General features: G+C 70.2%; 17 protein-coding genes. 3 read left to right on the top strand and 14 right to left on the bottom strand.

The window, feature by feature from the left end; genetic code table 11:
- Positions 1 to 4 precede the first annotated feature (4 nt).
- The 6 genes from tsaE to glmS form a co-directional block, all read right to left on the bottom strand.
- On the bottom strand, positions 5 to 553 hold the full coding sequence (tsaE, locus tag OG966_RS24510; RefSeq protein ID WP_326651973.1) for a tRNA (adenosine(37)-N6)-threonylcarbamoyltransferase complex ATPase subunit type 1 TsaE: 549 nt from the start codon (positions 551 to 553) through the stop codon (positions 5 to 7).
- Positions 525 to 1,751: an alpha/beta fold hydrolase gene (locus OG966_RS24505; RefSeq protein ID WP_326651971.1), complete on the bottom strand. Its 1,227-nt coding sequence runs from the start codon at positions 1,749 to 1,751 to the stop codon at positions 525 to 527. Before OG966_RS24505 ends, tsaE begins: the two co-directional genes overlap by 29 nt.
- A 10-nt stretch (positions 1,752 to 1,761) precedes the next feature.
- Positions 1,762 to 2,919 (bottom strand): alanine racemase, encoded by a 1,158-nt coding sequence (alr, locus tag OG966_RS24500; RefSeq protein ID WP_326651969.1) that lies wholly within the window; start codon positions 2,917 to 2,919, stop codon positions 1,762 to 1,764.
- A 107-nt stretch (positions 2,920 to 3,026) separates the two neighbouring features.
- The gene (locus tag OG966_RS24495) at positions 3,027 to 4,508 is read right to left on the bottom strand and encodes an NAD(P)H-hydrate dehydratase (RefSeq protein WP_326651967.1); all 1,482 of its coding nucleotides are present in this window, start codon (positions 4,506 to 4,508) and stop codon (positions 3,027 to 3,029) included.
- Positions 4,509 to 4,512: 4 nt separating this feature from the next.
- A complete protein-coding gene (locus tag OG966_RS24490; protein WP_326651965.1) occupies positions 4,513 to 4,881 on the bottom strand; it encodes a holo-ACP synthase in 369 nt (122 codons plus the stop codon).
- The gene (glmS, locus tag OG966_RS24485; RefSeq protein WP_326651963.1) at positions 4,878 to 6,725 is read right to left on the bottom strand and encodes a glutamine--fructose-6-phosphate transaminase (isomerizing); all 1,848 of its coding nucleotides are present in this window, start codon (positions 6,723 to 6,725) and stop codon (positions 4,878 to 4,880) included. Before glmS ends, OG966_RS24490 begins: the two co-directional genes overlap by 4 nt.
- Before the next feature lie 286 nt (positions 6,726 to 7,011).
- Here glmS and coaA point away from each other — a divergent pair, with 286 nt between their 5' ends.
- A complete protein-coding gene (coaA, locus tag OG966_RS24480) occupies positions 7,012 to 8,007 on the top strand; it encodes a type I pantothenate kinase (protein ID WP_326651961.1) in 996 nt (331 codons plus the stop codon).
- A gap of 21 nt (positions 8,008 to 8,028) precedes the next feature.
- A complete protein-coding gene (locus OG966_RS24475) occupies positions 8,029 to 8,976 on the top strand; it encodes a DUF389 domain-containing protein (protein ID WP_326651960.1) in 948 nt (315 codons plus the stop codon).
- 95 nt (positions 8,977 to 9,071) lie between these two features.
- On the opposite strand, the gene glmM is transcribed toward OG966_RS24475, so the two are convergent.
- The 4 genes from glmM to OG966_RS24455 all read right to left on the bottom strand — a co-directional run bounded on the left by glmM (position 9,072) and on the right by OG966_RS24455 (position 13,535).
- The gene (gene glmM / locus OG966_RS24470; protein ID WP_326651959.1) at positions 9,072 to 10,430 is read right to left on the bottom strand and encodes a phosphoglucosamine mutase; all 1,359 of its coding nucleotides are present in this window, start codon (positions 10,428 to 10,430) and stop codon (positions 9,072 to 9,074) included.
- 142 nt (positions 10,431 to 10,572) lie between these two features.
- Positions 10,573 to 11,100, bottom strand: a complete 528-nt coding sequence (gene rpsI, locus OG966_RS24465) for a 30S ribosomal protein S9 (protein ID WP_108151542.1) — start codon at positions 11,098 to 11,100, stop codon at positions 10,573 to 10,575.
- A gap of 44 nt (positions 11,101 to 11,144) precedes the next feature.
- A complete protein-coding gene (gene rplM / locus OG966_RS24460) occupies positions 11,145 to 11,588 on the bottom strand; it encodes a 50S ribosomal protein L13 (RefSeq protein ID WP_108151540.1) in 444 nt (147 codons plus the stop codon).
- A 324-nt stretch (positions 11,589 to 11,912) separates the two neighbouring features.
- Positions 11,913 to 13,535 (bottom strand): ABC-F family ATP-binding cassette domain-containing protein, encoded by a 1,623-nt coding sequence (locus OG966_RS24455; RefSeq protein WP_326651958.1) that lies wholly within the window; start codon positions 13,533 to 13,535, stop codon positions 11,913 to 11,915.
- 55 nt (positions 13,536 to 13,590) lie between these two features.
- Here OG966_RS24455 and OG966_RS24450 point away from each other — a divergent pair, with 55 nt between their 5' ends.
- Positions 13,591 to 14,589: a hypothetical protein gene (locus OG966_RS24450; protein WP_326651957.1), complete on the top strand. Its 999-nt coding sequence runs from the start codon at positions 13,591 to 13,593 to the stop codon at positions 14,587 to 14,589.
- Here the strand turns inward: OG966_RS24450 and truA are convergent.
- From truA to rpsK, 4 genes are all read right to left on the bottom strand, one after another.
- On the bottom strand, positions 14,557 to 15,429 hold the full coding sequence (gene truA / locus OG966_RS24445; protein WP_326651956.1) for a tRNA pseudouridine(38-40) synthase TruA: 873 nt from the start codon (positions 15,427 to 15,429) through the stop codon (positions 14,557 to 14,559). The genes OG966_RS24450 and truA overlap by 33 nt on opposite strands.
- A 74-nt stretch (positions 15,430 to 15,503) precedes the next feature.
- On the bottom strand, positions 15,504 to 15,986 hold the full coding sequence (gene rplQ, locus OG966_RS24440; RefSeq protein ID WP_326651955.1) for a 50S ribosomal protein L17: 483 nt from the start codon (positions 15,984 to 15,986) through the stop codon (positions 15,504 to 15,506).
- 190 nt (positions 15,987 to 16,176) lie between these two features.
- Positions 16,177 to 17,199 (bottom strand): DNA-directed RNA polymerase subunit alpha, encoded by a 1,023-nt coding sequence (locus OG966_RS24435; RefSeq protein ID WP_003956430.1) that lies wholly within the window; start codon positions 17,197 to 17,199, stop codon positions 16,177 to 16,179.
- Between the two features lie 131 nt (positions 17,200 to 17,330).
- Positions 17,331 to 17,735 (bottom strand): 30S ribosomal protein S11, encoded by a 405-nt coding sequence (gene rpsK / locus OG966_RS24430; RefSeq protein ID WP_006376016.1) that lies wholly within the window; start codon positions 17,733 to 17,735, stop codon positions 17,331 to 17,333.
- Positions 17,736 to 17,800 lie beyond the last annotated feature (65 nt).

Below are 17,800 nucleotides of genomic sequence, written 5' to 3'. Positions count from 1 at the left end.
CGCGTCAGCCGGCCAGGAGTGCCAGATCCACCCGGGCCCAGCGCGCGCCGAACCCGGTCAGGGTGACCTCGCGGCGGTCGTCGTCCGTGTCGCCCACCACCCGGTGGATCAGCACACGCAGCCGGTCCTCCGTGAGCTCCTCGACCTTGCCGTCGCCCCACTCCACGACCACCACCGACTCCGGCAGCGAGACATCGAGATCGAGGTCCTCCATCTCGTCGAGGCCGCCACCCAGCCGGTACGCGTCCACATGGACCAGGGCCGGGCCGCCGGTCAGCGAGGGGTGGACGCGCGAGATGACGAAGGTCGGGGACGTGACGGCGCCGCGGACCCCGAGACCCTCCCCCAGGCCGCGGGTCAGCGTCGTCTTGCCCGCGCCGAGCTCACCGGTGAGCATCACCAGATCGCCGGGGCGCAGCAGTTTCGCGAGTCTGCGCCCCAGCTCCTGCATCTGCTCGGGAGATTCGACGGCGAGGCGGGCGGTGGTGGGGGTGGGGTTGGCGGTGGTGGTGGCGGCGGTGGTTTCAGCCGCCGGGCCGTGCGGTGCTTCCATACGGGCCAACGTTAGCCGCTGCCGGAACCGCCCCGACCCGGACCAACAGGTCCGCAAGCCGGTCCGTGACGACCTCCGGGTGCTCGAGCATCACCAGATGCCCACCGTCCGGCACGATCACCAGTTCCGAGTCCGGCAGCAGGTCCGCGATCGCCTCGCTGTGCGAGCTCGGCGTGACCAGGTCCTTGTCACCGGCCAGGACGAGTACCGGCACCTCCAGGAAGATGAGGAGCGACTCGGCCTTGTCGTGCTCCACGAACGCCGGATAGAACTCCGCGACCACATCGATCGGGGTCGACTCGATGAGCCGCTCCGCGAACCGCGCCACGGCCGGGTCCACGTCCTTGGACGAGAAGGAGTACCGCTTGATGAGGCCGGCGAAGAGATCGGCGGTGGCCCGGCGGCCCCGCTCGACCAGTTCGGCCTGCGAGCCGAGTGCCTTGAGCACCCCGGGGAGCACCCGTCGTACCGCGTTCACGCCGGCGACCGGCAGCCCGTAGTTGACCTCGCCGAGGTTTCCGCACGAGGTGCCGACGAAGGCGACGCCGACAACCCGCTCCCGTACCAGCTCAGGGAACTGTTCGGCCAGCGCCATGATCGTCATGCCGCCCATGGAGTGGCCCACCAGTACCAGCGGACCCTCGGGCGCGGCCGCGTCGATGACCGCCTTGAGGTCGCGGCCCAGCTGGTCGATGGAGACCGGCATACCGTCGGGGCCGGCCTGCGCCGCGCCGCGGGCCGAACGCCCGTGGCTGCGCTGGTCCCAGTGCACCGTACGCACCAGACCGCGCAGCGCGGCCCGCTGGAAGTGCCAGGAGTCCTGGCTCAGACAGTAGCCGTGGCTGAAGATCACGGTGACCGGCGCCGGCGCCTTGCGGCCGAAGAGCCGGCGGCGGCGCTGGCCGCCCGCCTCCGGGTCCACCTCGTCGGCCTCGTAGTAGAGCTCGGTGCCGTCGTCGGCGGGCGCCTTTCCCGGCAGGCCGCGCAGTGAGCCGTACGGCCCGGACGCGTCGAGCGCCAGCCGTGCCTTCTGGCGCATCCCGCGGCCGACCGTCATCCGCTCGATCGCCACGCCCGCCGCCGCACCGGCCGCGATCACACCTATCGCGGCGCCGGCGATGCCCGCCCGGCGCCAGTTGCCCGTCGTGGCAGCCGTCGCCGCGGCCGCCACGGCGTCCCCCGTACTGGTCTCGCTCACCGTGCCGCTCCTACTCGTCGGAGTCCTCGTTCAGATAGACGCGCGGAACCCTCGTTCCGATGCGAGTGACGATCTCGTATGCGATGGTGTCCGCCGCCTGGGCCCAGTCCTCGGCAGTCGGCTCGCCCCGCTCACCCGGTCCGAACAGCAGCGCTTCCGCGCCTTCCGCGACCGCACCGCCGTCCCGGCCGAGGTCGACCACGAACTGGTCCATCGCCACCCGGCCCGCCACCCGGCGCCACTCGCCGCCGACCAGCACCGGGCCGCGGCCCGAGGCATGGCGCGGAATGCCGTCCGCGTAGCCGAGGGGAATCAGGCCGAGGATCGTCTCGCCCCCCGTGACGTAGTGATGCCCGTAGCTGACGCCGTGCCCCGCCGGGACCTGCTTGACCAGCGCCACGGACGCGGCGAGCGTCATCACGGGCCGCAGCCCGAAGTCGGCGGGCGTGCCCAGCTCGGGGCTGGGCGAGACGCCGTACATCGCGATGCCGGTCCGTACGAGATCGAAGTGCGCTTCCGGGAGGGTCAGAGTCGCCGGGGAGTTGGCCATGTGCCGGACCTCGGGCTCGATGCCCGCCTTCTCGGCGTACTCGACCACCTCGCGGAAGACATCCAGCTGCGCGGCGATCGAGGGGTGCCCCGGCTCGTCGGCGCAGGCGAAGTGCGACCACAGGCCGGTGACCTTGACGGTGCCCTCGGCCTCGGCGGCGAGGGCCGCCGCGACCAGCTCGGGCCAGTCGGCGGGCTGACAGCCGTTGCGGCCGAGGCCGGTGTCGGCCTTGAGCTGGATACGGGCCGTGCGCCCGGCCTCCCGGGCCGCGGCGGTGACTTCGCGCAACGCCCACAGGCCGCTCACCGACATGTCGAGATCGGCCTCGATGCCTTCGCGCCAGGGGTCGCCCGGCGTCCACAGCCAGCACATCACCCGCCCTCGGATGCCGGCGGCGCGCAACGCGAGGGCCTCATGGGGCGTGGCGGTGCCGAGCCAGGTGGCACCGGCCTCCTGCGCCGCCCTGGCGCAGGGCACCATGCCGTGTCCGTACGCGTCCGACTTCACCACGGCCATCAGGGCAGCACGGGGCGCGCGGGCGCGCAGCGCGCGCACATTGGCGCGCAGGGCCGCGAGGTCGATCTCGGCGCGGGCTCGGAAAGGCGGTGTCGTGCTCATCGCGCCCAGTGTCTCAGAGCCGTACGACAACACTCGTACAACCAGGGGCGCGACAAACGGCGGCTGCGTCACACAGGCGTGTCAGACCGGTGCGTCACACCGGCGCGTCACACCGGCGCGCCCCACACCACGCCCGCAGACCACACCCGCGCGCAGTCGTGGACGTCGCGCCAGGCGGCCGGGAGCGTCGCCGCCACCTCGTACGCCGTGATCGGCACGCCGTGGGACGCCGCGTTGCGCGCCGCGAGCCCGTGCAGATACGCGGCGGCGGACCCCGCGTCCCGCGCGTCGAGCCCAGCGGCCAGCAGCGAGCCCGCGAGGCCGGAGAGCACATCGCCGCTGCCCGCCGTGGCCAGCCATGGCGTGCCCATCGGATTGACCCGGACCGGGGAGCGGCCGTTGTCCGGCGCGGCGACCAGTGTCGTCGAGCCCTTGAGCAGCACCGTCGCACCAAAACGCGCGGCCAGCTCCCGTACGGAGGCCAGCCGCGCCGACTCCACCTCCTCGCGCGGTACGCCGAGCAGCGCGGCCGCCTCCCCGGCGTGCGGGGTCAGCAGCGTGGGAGCCTCGCGGTCCCGTACCGCCGCCGCGTCCAGCAGCCGCAGCCCGTCCGCGTCGACCAGCACGGGAACGTCGGAGTCCAGGACCTCACCCACCACGTCGGCCCCGTCACCGATCCCCGGCCCGACGACCCACGCCTGCACCCGTCCCGCCTTCGCGGGCGGTCCTCTGTGCACCAGGGTCTCCGGGAAGCGGGCGATCACCGCGTCGGCCGCGGGCCCGACGTACCGCACGGCCCCGGACCCGCCGCGCAGCGCGCCCGCCACTGAGAGGACCGCCGCGCCCGGATAGCGCGCGGACCCGGCGACGACGCCGACGACGCCCCGCCGGTATTTGTCGCTCTCCGCGGCCGGCACCGGCAACAGCCGTGCCACGTCCTCGTGTTGGAGCGCCTCGAGATCGGGCACGGACGGCAGACGGTCCTCGAGCCCGATGCCGACGAGCCGGACCGTCCCGGCGTACTCCCGCGCCGGGTCGATGAGCAGCCCCGGTTTGTACGTACCGAAGGTCACCGTCGCATCCGCGTGCAGGGCCTCGCCCCGCACCTCCCCGGTGTCCGCATCGACGCCGCTCGGCAGGTCGACGGCGACCACGACGGCGTTGGATCCGCGCGCGGCCCGCACCACCGGCACCATGCCGGGACGCAGCCCGCCGCGCCCACCGATCCCGGTGATGCCGTCCATGACCAGGTCCGCGACGGCCAGCACCTCGAAGGGGTCGTCCGCGACCCGTCCGCCGGCACCGAGCAGAGCCGCGAGGCCGCCCTCGTGTGCGCGCGACCCCAGCAGTACCGCGGCGACCCCGGCCCCGCGGCGGGCCAGCCGGGCCCCCGCGTACAGCGCGTCGCCGCCGTTGTCCCCACTCCCGACGAGCAGGACGACCCGCGCCCCGTACACCCGGCCCAGCAGAGCGGCGCAGGCGGCGGCCAGTCCGGCAGCCGCGCGCTGCATGAGCGCGCCTTCCGGCAGCCGCGCCATCAGCTCCGACTCGGCGGCCCGTACGGTCTCCACGCTGTAAGCGGTACGCATACGGTCAACCCTCCGCGATCACCACGGCCGACGCCACTCCCGCGTCATGGCTCAGCGAGACGTGCCACGACCGCACACCGAGCTCCGCCGCCCGCGCCGCGACCGTCCCGCGCACCCGCAGCCTCGGCTGCCCGCTGTCCTCGACGTACACCTCGGCGTCCGTCCAGTGCAGCCCGCCGGGCGCGCCGAGCGCCTTGGCGACCGCCTCCTTGGCGGCGAACCGTGCCGCCAAGGAGGCGTAACCGCGCTGTTCACCGCTCGGCAGCAGCAACTCCCGGTCCAGGAACACCCGTCCGGCCATCCCCGGCGTACGCCGCATCGAGGCGGCGAAGCGGTCGATCTCGGCTACGTCGATCCCCACCCCGATGATCACTCCACCGTCACCGACTTGGCGAGGTTCCTCGGCTGGTCGACCTCGTTGCCGCGGGCCGTCGCCAGTTCGCACGCGAAGACCTGCAGCGGCACGGTCGCGACCAGCGGCTGCAGCAGCGTCGGGGTCGCCGGGATACGGATGAGATGGTCCGCGTACGGCTCGACCGACTCGTCCCCCTCCTCCGCGATCACGATCGTCCGCGCTCCGCGCGCCCGGATCTCCTGGATGTTCGAGACGATCTTGTCGTGCAGCACGGAGCGCCCGCGCGGCGACGGCACGACGACCACCACCGGCAGATCCTCCTCGATCAGCGCGATCGGCCCGTGCTTGAGCTCACCCGCCGCGAACCCCTCCGCGTGCATGTACGCCAGCTCCTTGAGTTTCAGCGCGCCCTCGAGCGCCACCGGATAGCCCACATGCCGCCCCAGGAACAGCACGGTGTTCTTGTCCGCGAGCGAGCGCGCCAGCGCCCGCACCGGCTCCATGGTCTCAAGGACCCGCTCGACCTCGCCCGAGATCTGGGCCAAGTCCCGGATAACGGCCTGGATTTCGTCACCCCACTTGGTGCCGCGCACCTGCCCCAGATACAGCGCCACCAGATAGCAGGCCACCAGCTGCGTCAGAAACGCCTTGGTGGACGCGACGGCGACCTCGGGCCCCGCGTGCGTGTACAGCACGGCGTCCGACTCCCTTGGGATCGTCGAGCCGTTCGTATTGCAGATGGCCAGCACCTTCGCGCCCTGCTCGCGCGCGTGCCGCAGCGCCATCAGGGTGTCCATGGTCTCGCCTGACTGCGAGATCGCGATCACCAGCGTCCGCTGGTCCAGAATCGGGTCCCGGTAGCGGAACTCGCTCGCCAGCTCGACCTCGCAGGGGATACGTGCCCAGTGCTCGATGGCGTACTTGGCGATCATCGCGGCGTGGAAGGCGGTGCCGCAGGCGACGATGACGACCTTGTCGGCCTCCCGCAGCACGGAAACCGGAATCCGCACCTCGTCGAGGCTCAGCGAGCCTTCCGCGTCGATCCGGCCGAGGAGGGTGTCGGCGACCGCCTTCGGCTGCTCGGCGATCTCCTTGAGCATGAAGTAGTCGTATCCCCCCTTCTCCGCCGCCGAGACGTCCCAGTCCACGTGGTACGACCGCACCTGAGCGGGCGCCCCGTCGAAGTCCGTCACCGTCACACTGTCCCGGCGCAGCTCCACCACCTGGTCCTGGCCCAGCTCGATGGCGGACCGCGTATGCGCGATGAAGGCGGCCACATCGGAGGCGAGGAAAGACTCACCCTCCCCGACTCCCACCACCAGCGGCGAGTTGCGCCGGGCGCCCACCACCACGTCCGGTTCGTCCGCGTGCACCGCGACCAGCGTGAAGGCACCCTCCAGTTGCCGGGACACCTGACGCATGGACTCCGCCAGGTCCCCGCACGACGAGAACGACTCGGCGAGCAGGTGCGCCACGACCTCGGTGTCCGTCTCCGAGTTCAGCTCGTGGCCGCGCGTCTCCAACTCGGCCCGCAGAGCGGCGAAGTTCTCGATGATGCCGTTGTGCACAACGGCGACGCGCCCCGCATTGTCCAGATGAGGATGGGCATTGGCGTCGGTCGGCCCGCCGTGCGTGGCCCACCGGGTGTGCCCGATACCGGTGAAGCCGCTCGGCAGCGGCCGGTCCACCAGCTCCTTCTCCAGATTGACGAGCTTGCCCGCCTTCTTCGCCGCGGCGAGACCGCCGTCGGCGAGCACCGCGACACCGGCCGAGTCGTAGCCCCGGTACTCGAGCCGCTTGAGGCCCGCGATGACCACATCAAGCGCCGACTGTCCGCCGACGTACCCCACGATTCCGCACATGTCGGCAGCCTACGGCGGCACACCCGGATTCCGGGACCGCGCGGGCCGTGCTCGCCGGGAGCGCTTCGACGTCACCACCTTCCCGGTGACGGTGACCTTCGTGCCCCGGGTGCCTTTGGCGGAAGCCGTCACCGTGAGGGCGGGGAGCTCCCTGGCGGGATCGGCCGGAGCACGCGGGCTATGTCATGGCACCGACACTCGATGACTGGTTTCCTCCGCGATGTCTCGCATCCCACGTGACCGACTCCACCCCCCACTCATCCGCCTGAGCCACGACAATGTTCAGGTGATCTCTTCGCCGCCACGAAGCGCCCACCGCCGGGCCGAACAAGCGTCGACGCCTTATGTCGACCTCACCCGCGCGGAATGGAGCGCCCTGCGCGACAGAACCCCGCTCCCCCTCACCGCCGAGGAGGTCGAAAAGCTGCGCGGACTCGGCGATGTCATCGACCTGGACGAGGTACGGGACGTCTACCTCCCGCTGTCCCGCCTGCTCAATCTGTACGTACAGGCCACGGCCGGTCTGCGCGGCGCACTCAACACCTTCCTCGGTGACGCCGGCAACGGCCACGGCGAGCAGCGCGGCACACCCTTCGTCATAGGAGTCGCGGGCTCCGTCGCGGTAGGCAAGTCCACCGTCGCCCGTGTCCTCCAGGCGATGCTGGCCCGCTGGCCGGAGCACCCGCGCGTCGAGCTGGTCACCACCGACGGCTTCCTCTATCCCATGGAGGAGCTCAAACGTCGCGGCCTGATGTCGCGGAAAGGATTCCCCGAGTCGTACGACCGCCGGGCCCTGACCCGCTTCGTCGCCGACATCAAGGCCGGCAAGGAGGAGGTCACCGCGCCGGTCTACTCCCACCTGATCTACGACATCGTGCCGGACGAGCGCCTCACGGTCCGCCGCCCCGACATCCTGATCGTCGAGGGCCTCAATGTCCTCCAGCCGGCCCTGCCCGGCCAGGACGGCCGGACCCGGGTCGGCCTCGCCGACTACTTCGACTTCAGCGTGTACGTCGACGCGCGCCCCGAAGACATCGAGACCTGGTACCTCAACCGCTTCCGCAAGCTGCGCGAGACGGCGTTCCAGAACCCCTTCTCGTACTTCAGGAAGTACACCCAGGTCTCCGAGGACGAGGCCCTGGACTACGCCCGTACGATGTGGCGCACCATCAACAAGCCCAATCTGCTCGAAAATGTGGCACCGACGCGCGGCCGCGCCACCCTGGTGCTGCGCAAGGGCCCCGACCACAAGGTCCAGCGCCTGTCCCTCCGCAAACTCTGAGCACTCCGAGGAGCCGAGCGCGTGCTGCATCTGCGGCTGATCACCCCCGCCGACCGGACCGACGAAGTCGTCCGGCTCATCGAGCGGACGGTCGGCACGACACACCTCGCGGTCGTCCCCGGCGCCGCCCGCAATCCCCAGGGCGACCTGGTGCTGTGCGATGTGGCGCGAGAGGCGGGCGACGAGCTGATCAACGGTCTGCGGGCGCTCGGCATCGACGATTCCGGCTCGATCGCCGTCGAGAACATCGAGCTGTCACTGTCCAGGCGTGCGGACAAGGCGGAGGCAGAGGCTCCGGGCGAGGGCGCGGACGCGGTGCTCTGGGAGCACCTGGTGGACGCGACACACGAGGAGTCCACGCTCAGCTTCACGTACATCACGTTCCTGGCGCTGGCGACGATGATCGCGGCCTGCGGTGTGGTGCTGGACAACGCGATCCTGATCGTGGGCGCGATGGCGGTGGGCCCGGAGTTCGGCCCGCTGGCCGGCTTCTGCACGGCACTGGTCCAGCGCGCCCCGCGGCTGGCGTGGCGCTCCTTCCTGGCACTGGTCGCGGGCTTCGCCGTGGCGATCCTGGTGACGGTGGTCTTCAGCCTCTTCATGGACTCGGTGAACCTCTTCGAGGCGGCCAAGCTGCAGGCGGAACGCCCCAATACGAACTTCATCTACCGCCCGGACTGGTTCTCGTTCGTCGTCGCGGTGCTGGCCGGCGCGGCGGGCATGCTGTCGCTGACGTCGGCGAAATCGGGCGCGCTGGTCGGCGTGGCGATCTCGGTCACCACGGTCCCGGCGGCGGCGAACGCTGCGGTGGCGTTCAGCTACCAGCAGTACAAGCAGGCGTGGGGTTCGACGGAGCAGCTGCTGCTGAATCTGCTGGGCATTGTGCTGGCCGGGACATTGACGCTGCTGCTCCAGAAGTATCTGTGGGCCAGGCAGCGGCAGCGGGCGGCGTCGAAGTCACTGCTGTAGAACGCGATATGCCGCGCGGCCCCGTGGGGACCGAGCGGCATATCGACGACTTCGACTACTCAGGCCGGCGACTTCCCGGGCCAACAACTCGCAGGTCAGCCCAGCGCGGACTTGACGACGTCGGCGAGGCGCCCGGCCACCGAGCGGGCCTGCTCGATGTCGGCGGCCTCGACCATGACGCGTACCAGCGGCTCCGTGCCCGACGGACGCAGCAGTACGCGGCCGGTGGCACCCAGCTCGTGCTCCGCCTCGGCGACGGCCGTCGCCAGCTCCGCGGACGTCTTGACGCGCGACCTGTCGACGTCCGGCACATTGATGAGCACCTGCGGCAGCCGCTGCATGACCGCTGCCAGCTCCGCCAGCGAACGGCCCGTCGCGGCGACGCGGGCCGCCAGCATCAGGCCGGTGAGCGTGCCGTCGCCGGTCGTCGCGTGGTCGAGCACGATCACGTGACCGGACTGCTCGCCGCCCAGCGCGTACCCCTCGGCCTTCATCGACTCCAGGACGTACCGGTCGCCGACCGCGGTCTGCACCAGCTGCACACCCTCGCGCTCCATCGCCAGCTTGAAGCCGAGGTTGGACATGACGGTGGCGACGACGGTGTCCCCGCGCAGCGTTCCGGCCTCGCGCATGGCGAGCGCCAGCACGGCGAGGATCTGGTCGCCGTCGACCTCCTCGCCGGCGCCGTCCACGGCGAGGCAGCGGTCCGCGTCGCCGTCGTGCGCGATGCCGAGGGCCGCGCCGTGCTCGAGGACGGCCGCCTTCAGCAGCCCGAGGTGCGTGGATCCGCACCCGTCGTTGATGTTGAGCCCGTCCGGCTCGGCGCCGATCGTGATGACCTCGGCCCCGGCCCGCGCGAACGCCTCGGGCGAGACCCGGGAGGCCGCGCCGTGCGCCTCGTCGAGGACGACCTTCAGCCCGTCGAGCCGGTTCGGCAGTACGGCGATCAGATGCGCGACGTACTTGTCGAAGCCCTCGTCGTAGTCGGTCACGCGACCGACACCGGCGCCGGTCGGCCGCTTCCACGGCTCGCCGGTGCGGTGCTGCTCGTACACGGTCTCGATACGGTCCTCGAGCTCATCGGCCAGCTTGTGCCCGCCGCGAGCGAAGAACTTGATGCCGTTGTCCGGCATGGCGTTGTGGCTCGCGGAGAGCATCACACCGAGGTCGGCGCCCAGCGCACCGGTGAGGTACGCCACGGCAGGGGTCGGCAGCACACCGACGCGCAGGACGTCCACGCCCGCGCTCGCGAGACCCGCCACGACGGCGGCCTCCAGGAACTCACCCGAAGCACGGGGGTCACGCCCGACCACCGCCGTCGGCCGATGGCCCGCGAATGTGCCCGCCTCGGCGAGCACATGCGCCGCAGCGACCGACAGGCCGAGCGCGAGCTCAGCCGTCAGATCCGCGTTGGCGACACCGCGCACACCGTCCGTGCCGAAGAGTCGTCCCACAGCTGTCCTCCGAAAATGCTCCGAAAATGCAAGCCTCTGAGCGCATAGCCCGTTATACGCCCGAGCTGGTCCATAAACGAACGCCCCGGCAGCACGGAGTGCCGCCGGGGCGAACGAAAAGCCGTACAGGCCAGCGTGCGATTTAGCGCTTGCTGTACTGCGGTGCCTTACGGGCCTTCTTGAGACCGGCCTTCTTGCGCTCGACCGCGCGGTCGTCACGGCAGAGGAAGCCGGCCTTCTTCAGCGGGGCGCGGTTGTTGTCCACGTCCGCCTCGTTCAGCGAGCGGGCCACGCCGAGGCGCAGGGCGCCGGCCTGGCCGGAGACGCCGCCACCCGAGATGCGGGCGATGACGTCGTAGCGGTTGTCGAGCTCGAGCACCTTGAAGGGCTCGTTGACTTCCTGCTGGTGCACCTTGTTGGGGAAGTAGTCCTCAAGGGTGCGACCGTTGATCTTCCACTTGCCGGTGCCCGGAACGATCCGGACGCGGGCGATGGCGTTCTTGCGACGGCCCAGGCCGGCAGCCGGCTGGGGGTCGCCGAAGCGGGACGCCAGCGACTCGCTGGTGTACTCGCCCTCGACGGGGGTCTCCGACTCGAAGGTGGTCACCTCGGCGAAGGTCTCTTCGCCCTCGGTGCCCTCGACGGCGGTCTCTGCAGTGGTCTCGGCCACGATTCTCCTCAGATCTTTCTGTACGTCTTAGGGGGTGGCCGGAACTACTGCGCGACCTGGGTGATCTCGAACGGGACCGGCTGCTGCGCAGCGTGCGGGTGCTGGTCGCCCGCGTAGATCTTCAGCTTCGAGAGCATCTGACGACCCAGGGTGTTCTTGGGGATCATGCCCTTGATGGCCTTCTCCACAGCCTTCTCCGGGCTCTTGGCAAGCAGCTCGTCGTAGCGGACGGAGCGGAGACCACCCGGGTACCCGGAGTGGCGGTACGCCATCTTCTGGGTCTTCTTGTTGCCGGAGAGGTGAACCTTCTCGGCGTTGATGATGATGACGAAGTCGCCCATGTCCATGTGGGGGGCGTAAATCGGCTTGTGCTTGCCCCGGAGGAGGTTCGCTGCCGTAGTCGCCAGACGGCCCAGGACAATGTCCTGCGCGTCGATGATGTGCCACTGGCGCGTGACATCGCCGGGCTTGGGGCTGTACGTACGCACGGTCGTAGCCTTCGCTTCTTCAGTGAGTGGGTCCTGACAGGGCCACCCGGACGATCACGACAGCCATGGCGACACCTCGGGGACGCAACCCGTGTGCCTGCCGCTGGTCATCGGCCCGGCGGACCGGCGTAAGGGCCTCTCACGTGAGAATGAACAAGCCAATACGCATAACGAACCAGAAGAATACCCGTGGTCCCCCGCCCGGGTCAAAATTCCCCATGCCGCCGGGGGCCCGTGGACCCCATATTACGCGTGGGCAGGTGTGCCGGGCACCCGTACGCCCGGTCCGCCGGGCACCGCGCCCCGGCCCCGGCGCACCCGACGTCACCGCGCCCGCTCCACCCGCCGCTCGTCCCACACCGGCTCCGCCGTCTCACGCACCACCCCGTCCGACCCGAACACCAGATACCGGTCGAAAGACTTCGCGAACCACCTGTCGTGCGTGACCGCCAGCACCGTCCCCTCGTACGCCTCCAGCCCCTCCTGCAGCGCCTCGGCCGACTCGAGGTCCAGGTTGTCCGTCGGCTCGTCCAGCAGCAGCGCCGTCGTGCCGGCCAGCTCCAGCAGCAGGATCTGGAACCGCGCCTGCTGCCCGCCCGACAGCTTTTCGAAGGGCAGGTCCCCCTGCCGCTCCAGCTCGTACCGCCGCAGGACCGACATCGCCCCTCCCCTGTCCTTCGCATGCTCCGTCCACAGGATGTCGACCAGCGTCCGCCCCAGCAGCTCCGGATGGGCGTGCGTCTGGGCGAAGTGCCCGGGCACCACCCGCGCGCCCAGCTTCCACGCCCCCGCGTGCGCCACCGAACCGTCCCCCGCCAGCAGCCGCAGGAAGTGCGACTTGCCCGAGCCGTTCGAGCCGAGCACCGCCACCCGCTCCCCGTAGAAGACCTCCAGGTCGAACGGCTTCATCAGCCCGGAAAGCTCAAGCCCGGCACAGGTCAGGGCCCGCACCCCGGTCCGCCCGCCCCGCAGCCTCATCCGGATCTCCTGCTCGCGCGGCGGCTCCGGCGGCGGTCCCGCGTCCTCGAACTTCTTGAAGCGGGTCTGCATCGCCCGGTAGCGCGACGCCATGTCGGGGCTGATCGCCGCCTGGTTCCGCAACCGCAGCACCAGCGCCTTCAGCCGCGCGTGCTCCTCGTCCCAGCGCCGCTTCAGCTCCTCGAAGCGGGCGAACCGCTCCTTGCGGGCCTCGTGGTACGTACCGAAACCGCCACCGTGCACCCACACGTCCGACCCCGCCGGACTCGGCTCCACACTCACGATCCGCTCCGCCGCCCGCGACAGCAGTTCCCGGTCGTGCGAGACGAAGAGGACCGTCTTACGGGTCTCCTTCAGCCGCTCCTCCAGCCACCGCTTGCCGGGCACGTCCAGATAGTTGTCCGGTTCGTCGAGCAGCAGCACCTCGTCAGGACCCCGCAGCAGCGCCTCGAGCACCAGCCGCTTCTGCTCGCCCCCGCTCAGCGTCTTCAGCTCGCGGAACTGCGCCTTCTCGTACGGGACGCCCAGCGCCGCCATCGTGCACATGTCCCAGACGGTCTCGGCCTCGTACCCCCGCGCCTCCGCCCAGTCGCTCAGCGCCTGCGCGTACTTCATCTGCGCGGCCTCGTCGTCGACCGTCATGATCAGATGCTCCGCGGCGTCCACCTCGGAAGCCGCTTCCCTGATCCGCGGCTGGGCCACCGACACCAGCAGATCCCGTACGGTCCGCTCGTCCCGCACCGATCCGACGAACTGCCGCATCACTCCGAGTCCGCCGCTTACCGACACCGTCCCGCCGTGCGGCTGCAGCTCCCCCGCCATCAGCCGCAGCAGGGTCGTCTTCCCGGCGCCATTGGCACCTACCAGGGCCACCACCGCGCCTTCCCCCACCCGGAACGAGGCGTCGCCGAGGAGCACCCGTCCGTCCGGTAGGTAGTACTCCAGATGCGCGGCCTCAAGATGTCCCATGCTCCGATTCTCGCCGCCGTCACCGCTCCCGCCCAACAGGTTTAGGATGCGCGGCATGAGCTTTGGGCAGGGGGGACCTCAGTGGAGCCCCGGTGGACAGAACCAGGACCCGTACGGGGGACAGAACCAGGACCCGTACGGAGGGCAGCGCCAGGACCCGTACGGGGGGCAGTTCCAGGACCCGTACAACCCCGTTCCGGCCCCACCGGACCCGTTCGGCCTGCGGGCGAGCGCGGCGGCGGACACACCGGACTGGGCCGCACTCGCCGACGCCTCCGCCACCCGCGCCCGCCGCAGGCGGTGGCTGCTGGTCGGCGGTGGCGCGCTCGCGACCGCCGCGATCGCCGGCATCGTGGCGACCGCGATCGTCTCCTCCAACAATGAGGACAAGGCCGGGGCCGGCGACAAGAACGCGAGCGAACTGCCCGCGGCTCCCGACCTGCCCAGCGACACCACCCAGCCCGAGCCGTCCTTCTCCTCGGTGGCCCCACTGCCCCCGCCGAACCCGAAGGACTTCATCTCCGACAAGAAGAAGGACACCGCGCCGCTCAGCGCCGACACCCTCTTCCCGGGCAAGAAGCTGACGATGGGCGACCGCGCCTACACCAAGGGCGCCACGGCCCGGACCGGCAACTGCGCCTCCGTCACCAGCGGCGCTCTCGGCCCGGTCCTCGAGAACAACGGCTGCGAGCAGGTCTTCCGCGCCACCTACACCGCCAATGGCATCGCGGTCACCGTCGGCGTGGCCACCTTCGAGAACGAGGCGAAGGCCAAGAAGGCCGTGCAGCAGGCCAGGGGCAGCGTCGCGCCACTGCCCGGCTCCGGCGTCCCCGCGTTCTGCAAGGGCGGCCCGGTCTGCCGGTCCACGTACAACTCCTACGGCCGGTACGCCTACTTCACCATCACCGGCTACACCAAGGCCAAGTCCGTCACCAAGGGCGACTCCAAGGCCTTCCAGATCGGTGACGACCTGGCGGAGTTCACCTTCCGTCAGATCGTCCGCCGCGGTGAGGCCCAGGCCTCAGCAGCAGCCACCGCTCCCGCCGGGCAGTGAACCGGGCAAGGTCCGCTTGTTGCGGGCCTCCCGGTTCCGGGCGGCCAGCAACTCGTCGGCGGGGTAGCCGACTTCCTCGAGCGTGAGGCCGTGCGGCCGTACGACATGGACGGCCGAGTCCCGTATGCCCGCGGCCAGCACCTTCGCGGGCCACTCCACCGGCCGGTGCCCGTCGCCCACGAACAGCAGCGCACCGACCAGCGAACGCACCATGTTGTGGCAGAAGGCGTCCGCCCGCACGGTCGCGGTGATGATCCCGGCCTCGTCCCGCTCCCACCGCAGCGTCTGCAGCGTACGAATCGTCGTGGCGCCCTCGCGCTTCTTGCAGTACGCCGCGAAGTCGTGCTCCCCGACCAGCCCGGCCGCCGCGGCGTTCATGGCCGTCACGTCCAACGGCCAGTCGTGCCACAGCACATGGCCGCGCAGCAACGGGTCCACGCCGCCGGGGTTGTCGGTCACCCGGTACGCGTACCGCCGCCAGACCGCCGAGAAGCGCGCGTTGAACCCGGCAGGCGCCTCGGCCACACTCCAGACCCGTACATCGCGCGAGAGCCGCCCGGCCAGCCGCTTCAGCAGCTTCTCCCGGTGCTCGTCCCACACGTCCAGCGGCAGATCGACATGCGCGACCTGCCCGCGCGCGTGCACGCCCGCGTCCGTGCGGCCCGCGACGGTCAGTTCGTACGTCGTGGCGGACCGCGTCACAGTACGCAGCGCGTCCTCGATCTCCCCCTGGACCGTCCGCAGGCCGCTGGGCTGCTTGGCCCAGCCGGAGAAGTCCTTGCCGTCGTACGACAGATCCAGCCTGACCCGTACGTATCCGGGCTCCACCTCATCGCTCACGCGCTGATCCTCTCAATGCGGAACGGGCCCGCACCCCCGAAGGGATACGGGCCCGTCCGACAGCCTCAGAACGCTCAGGCGTCCTTGGACTCGTCCGCCGGAGCGGCGTCCTCGACGACCTCGTCCTTCTTGAGGGCGTCTTCCTTGACCGCGCGCTTGGCAGCGGCCTCGGCCTCGGCAACGGTCGCCTTCTTCGCGATCTCACCCTCGACCAGCTCGATCACGGCCATCGGGGCGTTGTCGCCACGACGGCCACCGATCTTGGTGATACGGGTGTAGCCACCCGGGCGCTCGGCGTACCGCGGAGCGATCTCGGTGAAGAGCGTGTGCACGATGCTCTTGTCCGTGATCGTCTGCAGGACCAGGCGACGGTTGTGGATGTCGCCCTTCTTCGCCTTGGTGATCAGGCGCTCGGCGACCGGACGAAGGCGGCGGGCCTTGGCCTCGGTCGTGGTGATGCGGCCGTGCTCGAAGAGCGACTTCGCGAGGTTCGCAAGTAGCAGCTTCTCGTGCGCGGCGCTGCCGCCCAGACGGGCACCCTTGGCGGGCTTCGGCATGGTGTTTCTCCTTGTGTGCTGCACCGGCCGTATCAGGTACCGGTGTCAGTTCCCGCGAGGCGGCCGCCCAGCGGAAGTCGTAATCACGCGCGAACGGCACCTTCCGGCCCGTCCGGCGTTCGAGGACAAGTCCCCGGCCCCGGCACGGGGCACCCGGAAGTAAATCCCGGGCGCCCCCGCCGGAGGATGATCAGTACTGCTCGGTCTCCACGAAGCCCGCGTCCGCGTCGTCGTCGGCGCCGAAGGCGTCGGCGGCGGCGGTCGGGTCGAATCCGGGCGGGCTGTCCTTGAGCGCCAGGCCCATGCCGGCCAGCTTCGCCTTGACCTCGTCGATCGACTTCGCACCGAAGTTGCGGATGTCGAGCAGGTCCGCCTCGGAACGCGCCACGAGCTCACCCACGGAGTGGATGCCCTCGCGCTTGAGGCAGTTGTACGAGCGAACGGTGAGCTCGAGCTCCTCGATCGGCAGCGCAAGATCGGCGGCGAGCGCGGCGTCCGTCGGGGACGGACCCATGTCGATGCCCTCGGCGTCGATGTTGAGCTCGCGCGCCAGACCGAACAGCTCGACCAGGGTCTTACCGGCCGAAGCCATGGCGTCACGCGGACGCATGGCCTGCTTGGTCTCGACGTCGACGATCAGCTTGTCGAAGTCGGTGCGCTGCTCGACACGGGTCGCCTCGACCTTGTACGTGACCTTGAGCACCGGCGAGTAGATGGAGTCGACCGGGATACGGCCGATCTCCTGGCCCACCTGCTTGTTCTGCACGGCGGAGACATAGCCGCGACCGCGCTCGACGGTCAGCTCCATCTCCAGCTTGCCCTTGCCGTTCAGCGTGGCGAGCACCAGGTCGGGGTTGTGCACCTCGACACCGGCCGGCGGGGCGATGTCAGCAGCGGTGACCAGGCCGGGACCCTGCTTGCGCAGGTACATCACGACCGGCTCGTCGTGCTCCGAGGAGACGACCAGCTGCTTGATGTTCAGGATGAGGTCGGTGACGTCCTCCTTGACGCCCGGCACGGTGGTGAACTCGTGCAGGACACCGTCGATCCGGATGCTGGTGACAGCAGCGCCGGGGATCGAGGAGAGAAGCGTACGGCGAAGGGAGTTGCCGAGCGTGTAGCCGAAACCCGGCTCCAGCGGCTCGATGACGAACCGCGAGCGGTACTCGTCGACGACCTCTTCGGTCAGCGAGGGACGCTGAGCGATAAGCATGAGAAATGCCTCCAGTCTTGGCACCCACTATTTGATGCCAACAGAAACAAGGGTACGGGCGGTACGGCACCTAAGCGCCGTACCGCCCGCAAACCATCCCTATTCCCCCGGTGAAGGGGGCAGGGACAGGGTCAGACGCGGCGACGCTTCGGAGGGCGGCAGCCGTTGTGCGGGGTGGGGGTGACGTCCTGGATCGAACCGACCTCGAGGCCCGTGGCCTGGAGGGAGCGGATCGCGGTCTCACGGCCGGAGCCGGGACCCTTGACGAAGACGTCGACCTTGCGCATGCCGTGCTCCTGCGCGCGGCGGGCGGCCGACTCGGCGGCCATCTGCGCGGCGAAGGGGGTGGACTTGCGCGAGCCCTTGAAGCCGACGTGGCCGGCGGAGGCCCAGGAGATCACGTTGCCCGCGGGGTCGGTGATCGAAACGATGGTGTTGTTGAACGTGCTCTTGATGTGGGCGTGCCCATGAGCGACGTTCTTCTTTTCCTTGCGGCGCACCTTCTTGGCAGCGCCCTGACGACCCTTGGGGGGCATCTATTACTCCTACGGGAGGTGGTCGGTCCTACAGCGAAGACCGCTGATGAGCGTCCGGCTGAGGA

This window comes from Streptomyces sp. NBC_01750 (genome assembly GCF_035918095.1).
Taxonomy (GTDB): domain Bacteria; phylum Actinomycetota; class Actinomycetes; order Streptomycetales; family Streptomycetaceae; genus Streptomyces.
Note: the sequence above shows the minus strand (reverse complement) of the source record. Positions and strands in the feature narration are given on the sequence as shown.

Coding starts and splice junctions, on each gene's coding strand:
- OG966_RS24455 (WP_326651958.1), bottom strand. CDS start 13,535: ATGGGACATCTTGAGGCCGCGCATCTGGAGTACTACCTACCGGACGGA.
- alr (WP_326651969.1), bottom strand. CDS start 2,919: ATGAGCACGACACCGCCTTTCCGAGCCCGCGCCGAGATCGACCTCGCG.
- rplQ (WP_326651955.1), bottom strand. CDS start 15,986: ATGCCGAAGCCCGCCAAGGGTGCCCGTCTGGGCGGCAGCGCCGCGCAC.
- tsaE (WP_326651973.1), bottom strand. CDS start 553: ATGGAAGCACCGCACGGCCCGGCGGCTGAAACCACCGCCGCCACCACC.
- OG966_RS24495 (WP_326651967.1), bottom strand. CDS start 4,508: ATGCGTACCGCTTACAGCGTGGAGACCGTACGGGCCGCCGAGTCGGAG.
- OG966_RS24435 (WP_003956430.1), bottom strand. CDS start 17,199: ATGCTTATCGCTCAGCGTCCCTCGCTGACCGAAGAGGTCGTCGACGAG.
- OG966_RS24450 (WP_326651957.1), top strand. CDS start 13,591: ATGAGCTTTGGGCAGGGGGGACCTCAGTGGAGCCCCGGTGGACAGAAC.
- rpsK (WP_006376016.1), bottom strand. CDS start 17,735: ATGCCCCCCAAGGGTCGTCAGGGCGCTGCCAAGAAGGTGCGCCGCAAG.
- glmS (WP_326651963.1), bottom strand. CDS start 6,725: ATGTGCGGAATCGTGGGGTACGTCGGCGGACAGTCGGCGCTTGATGTG.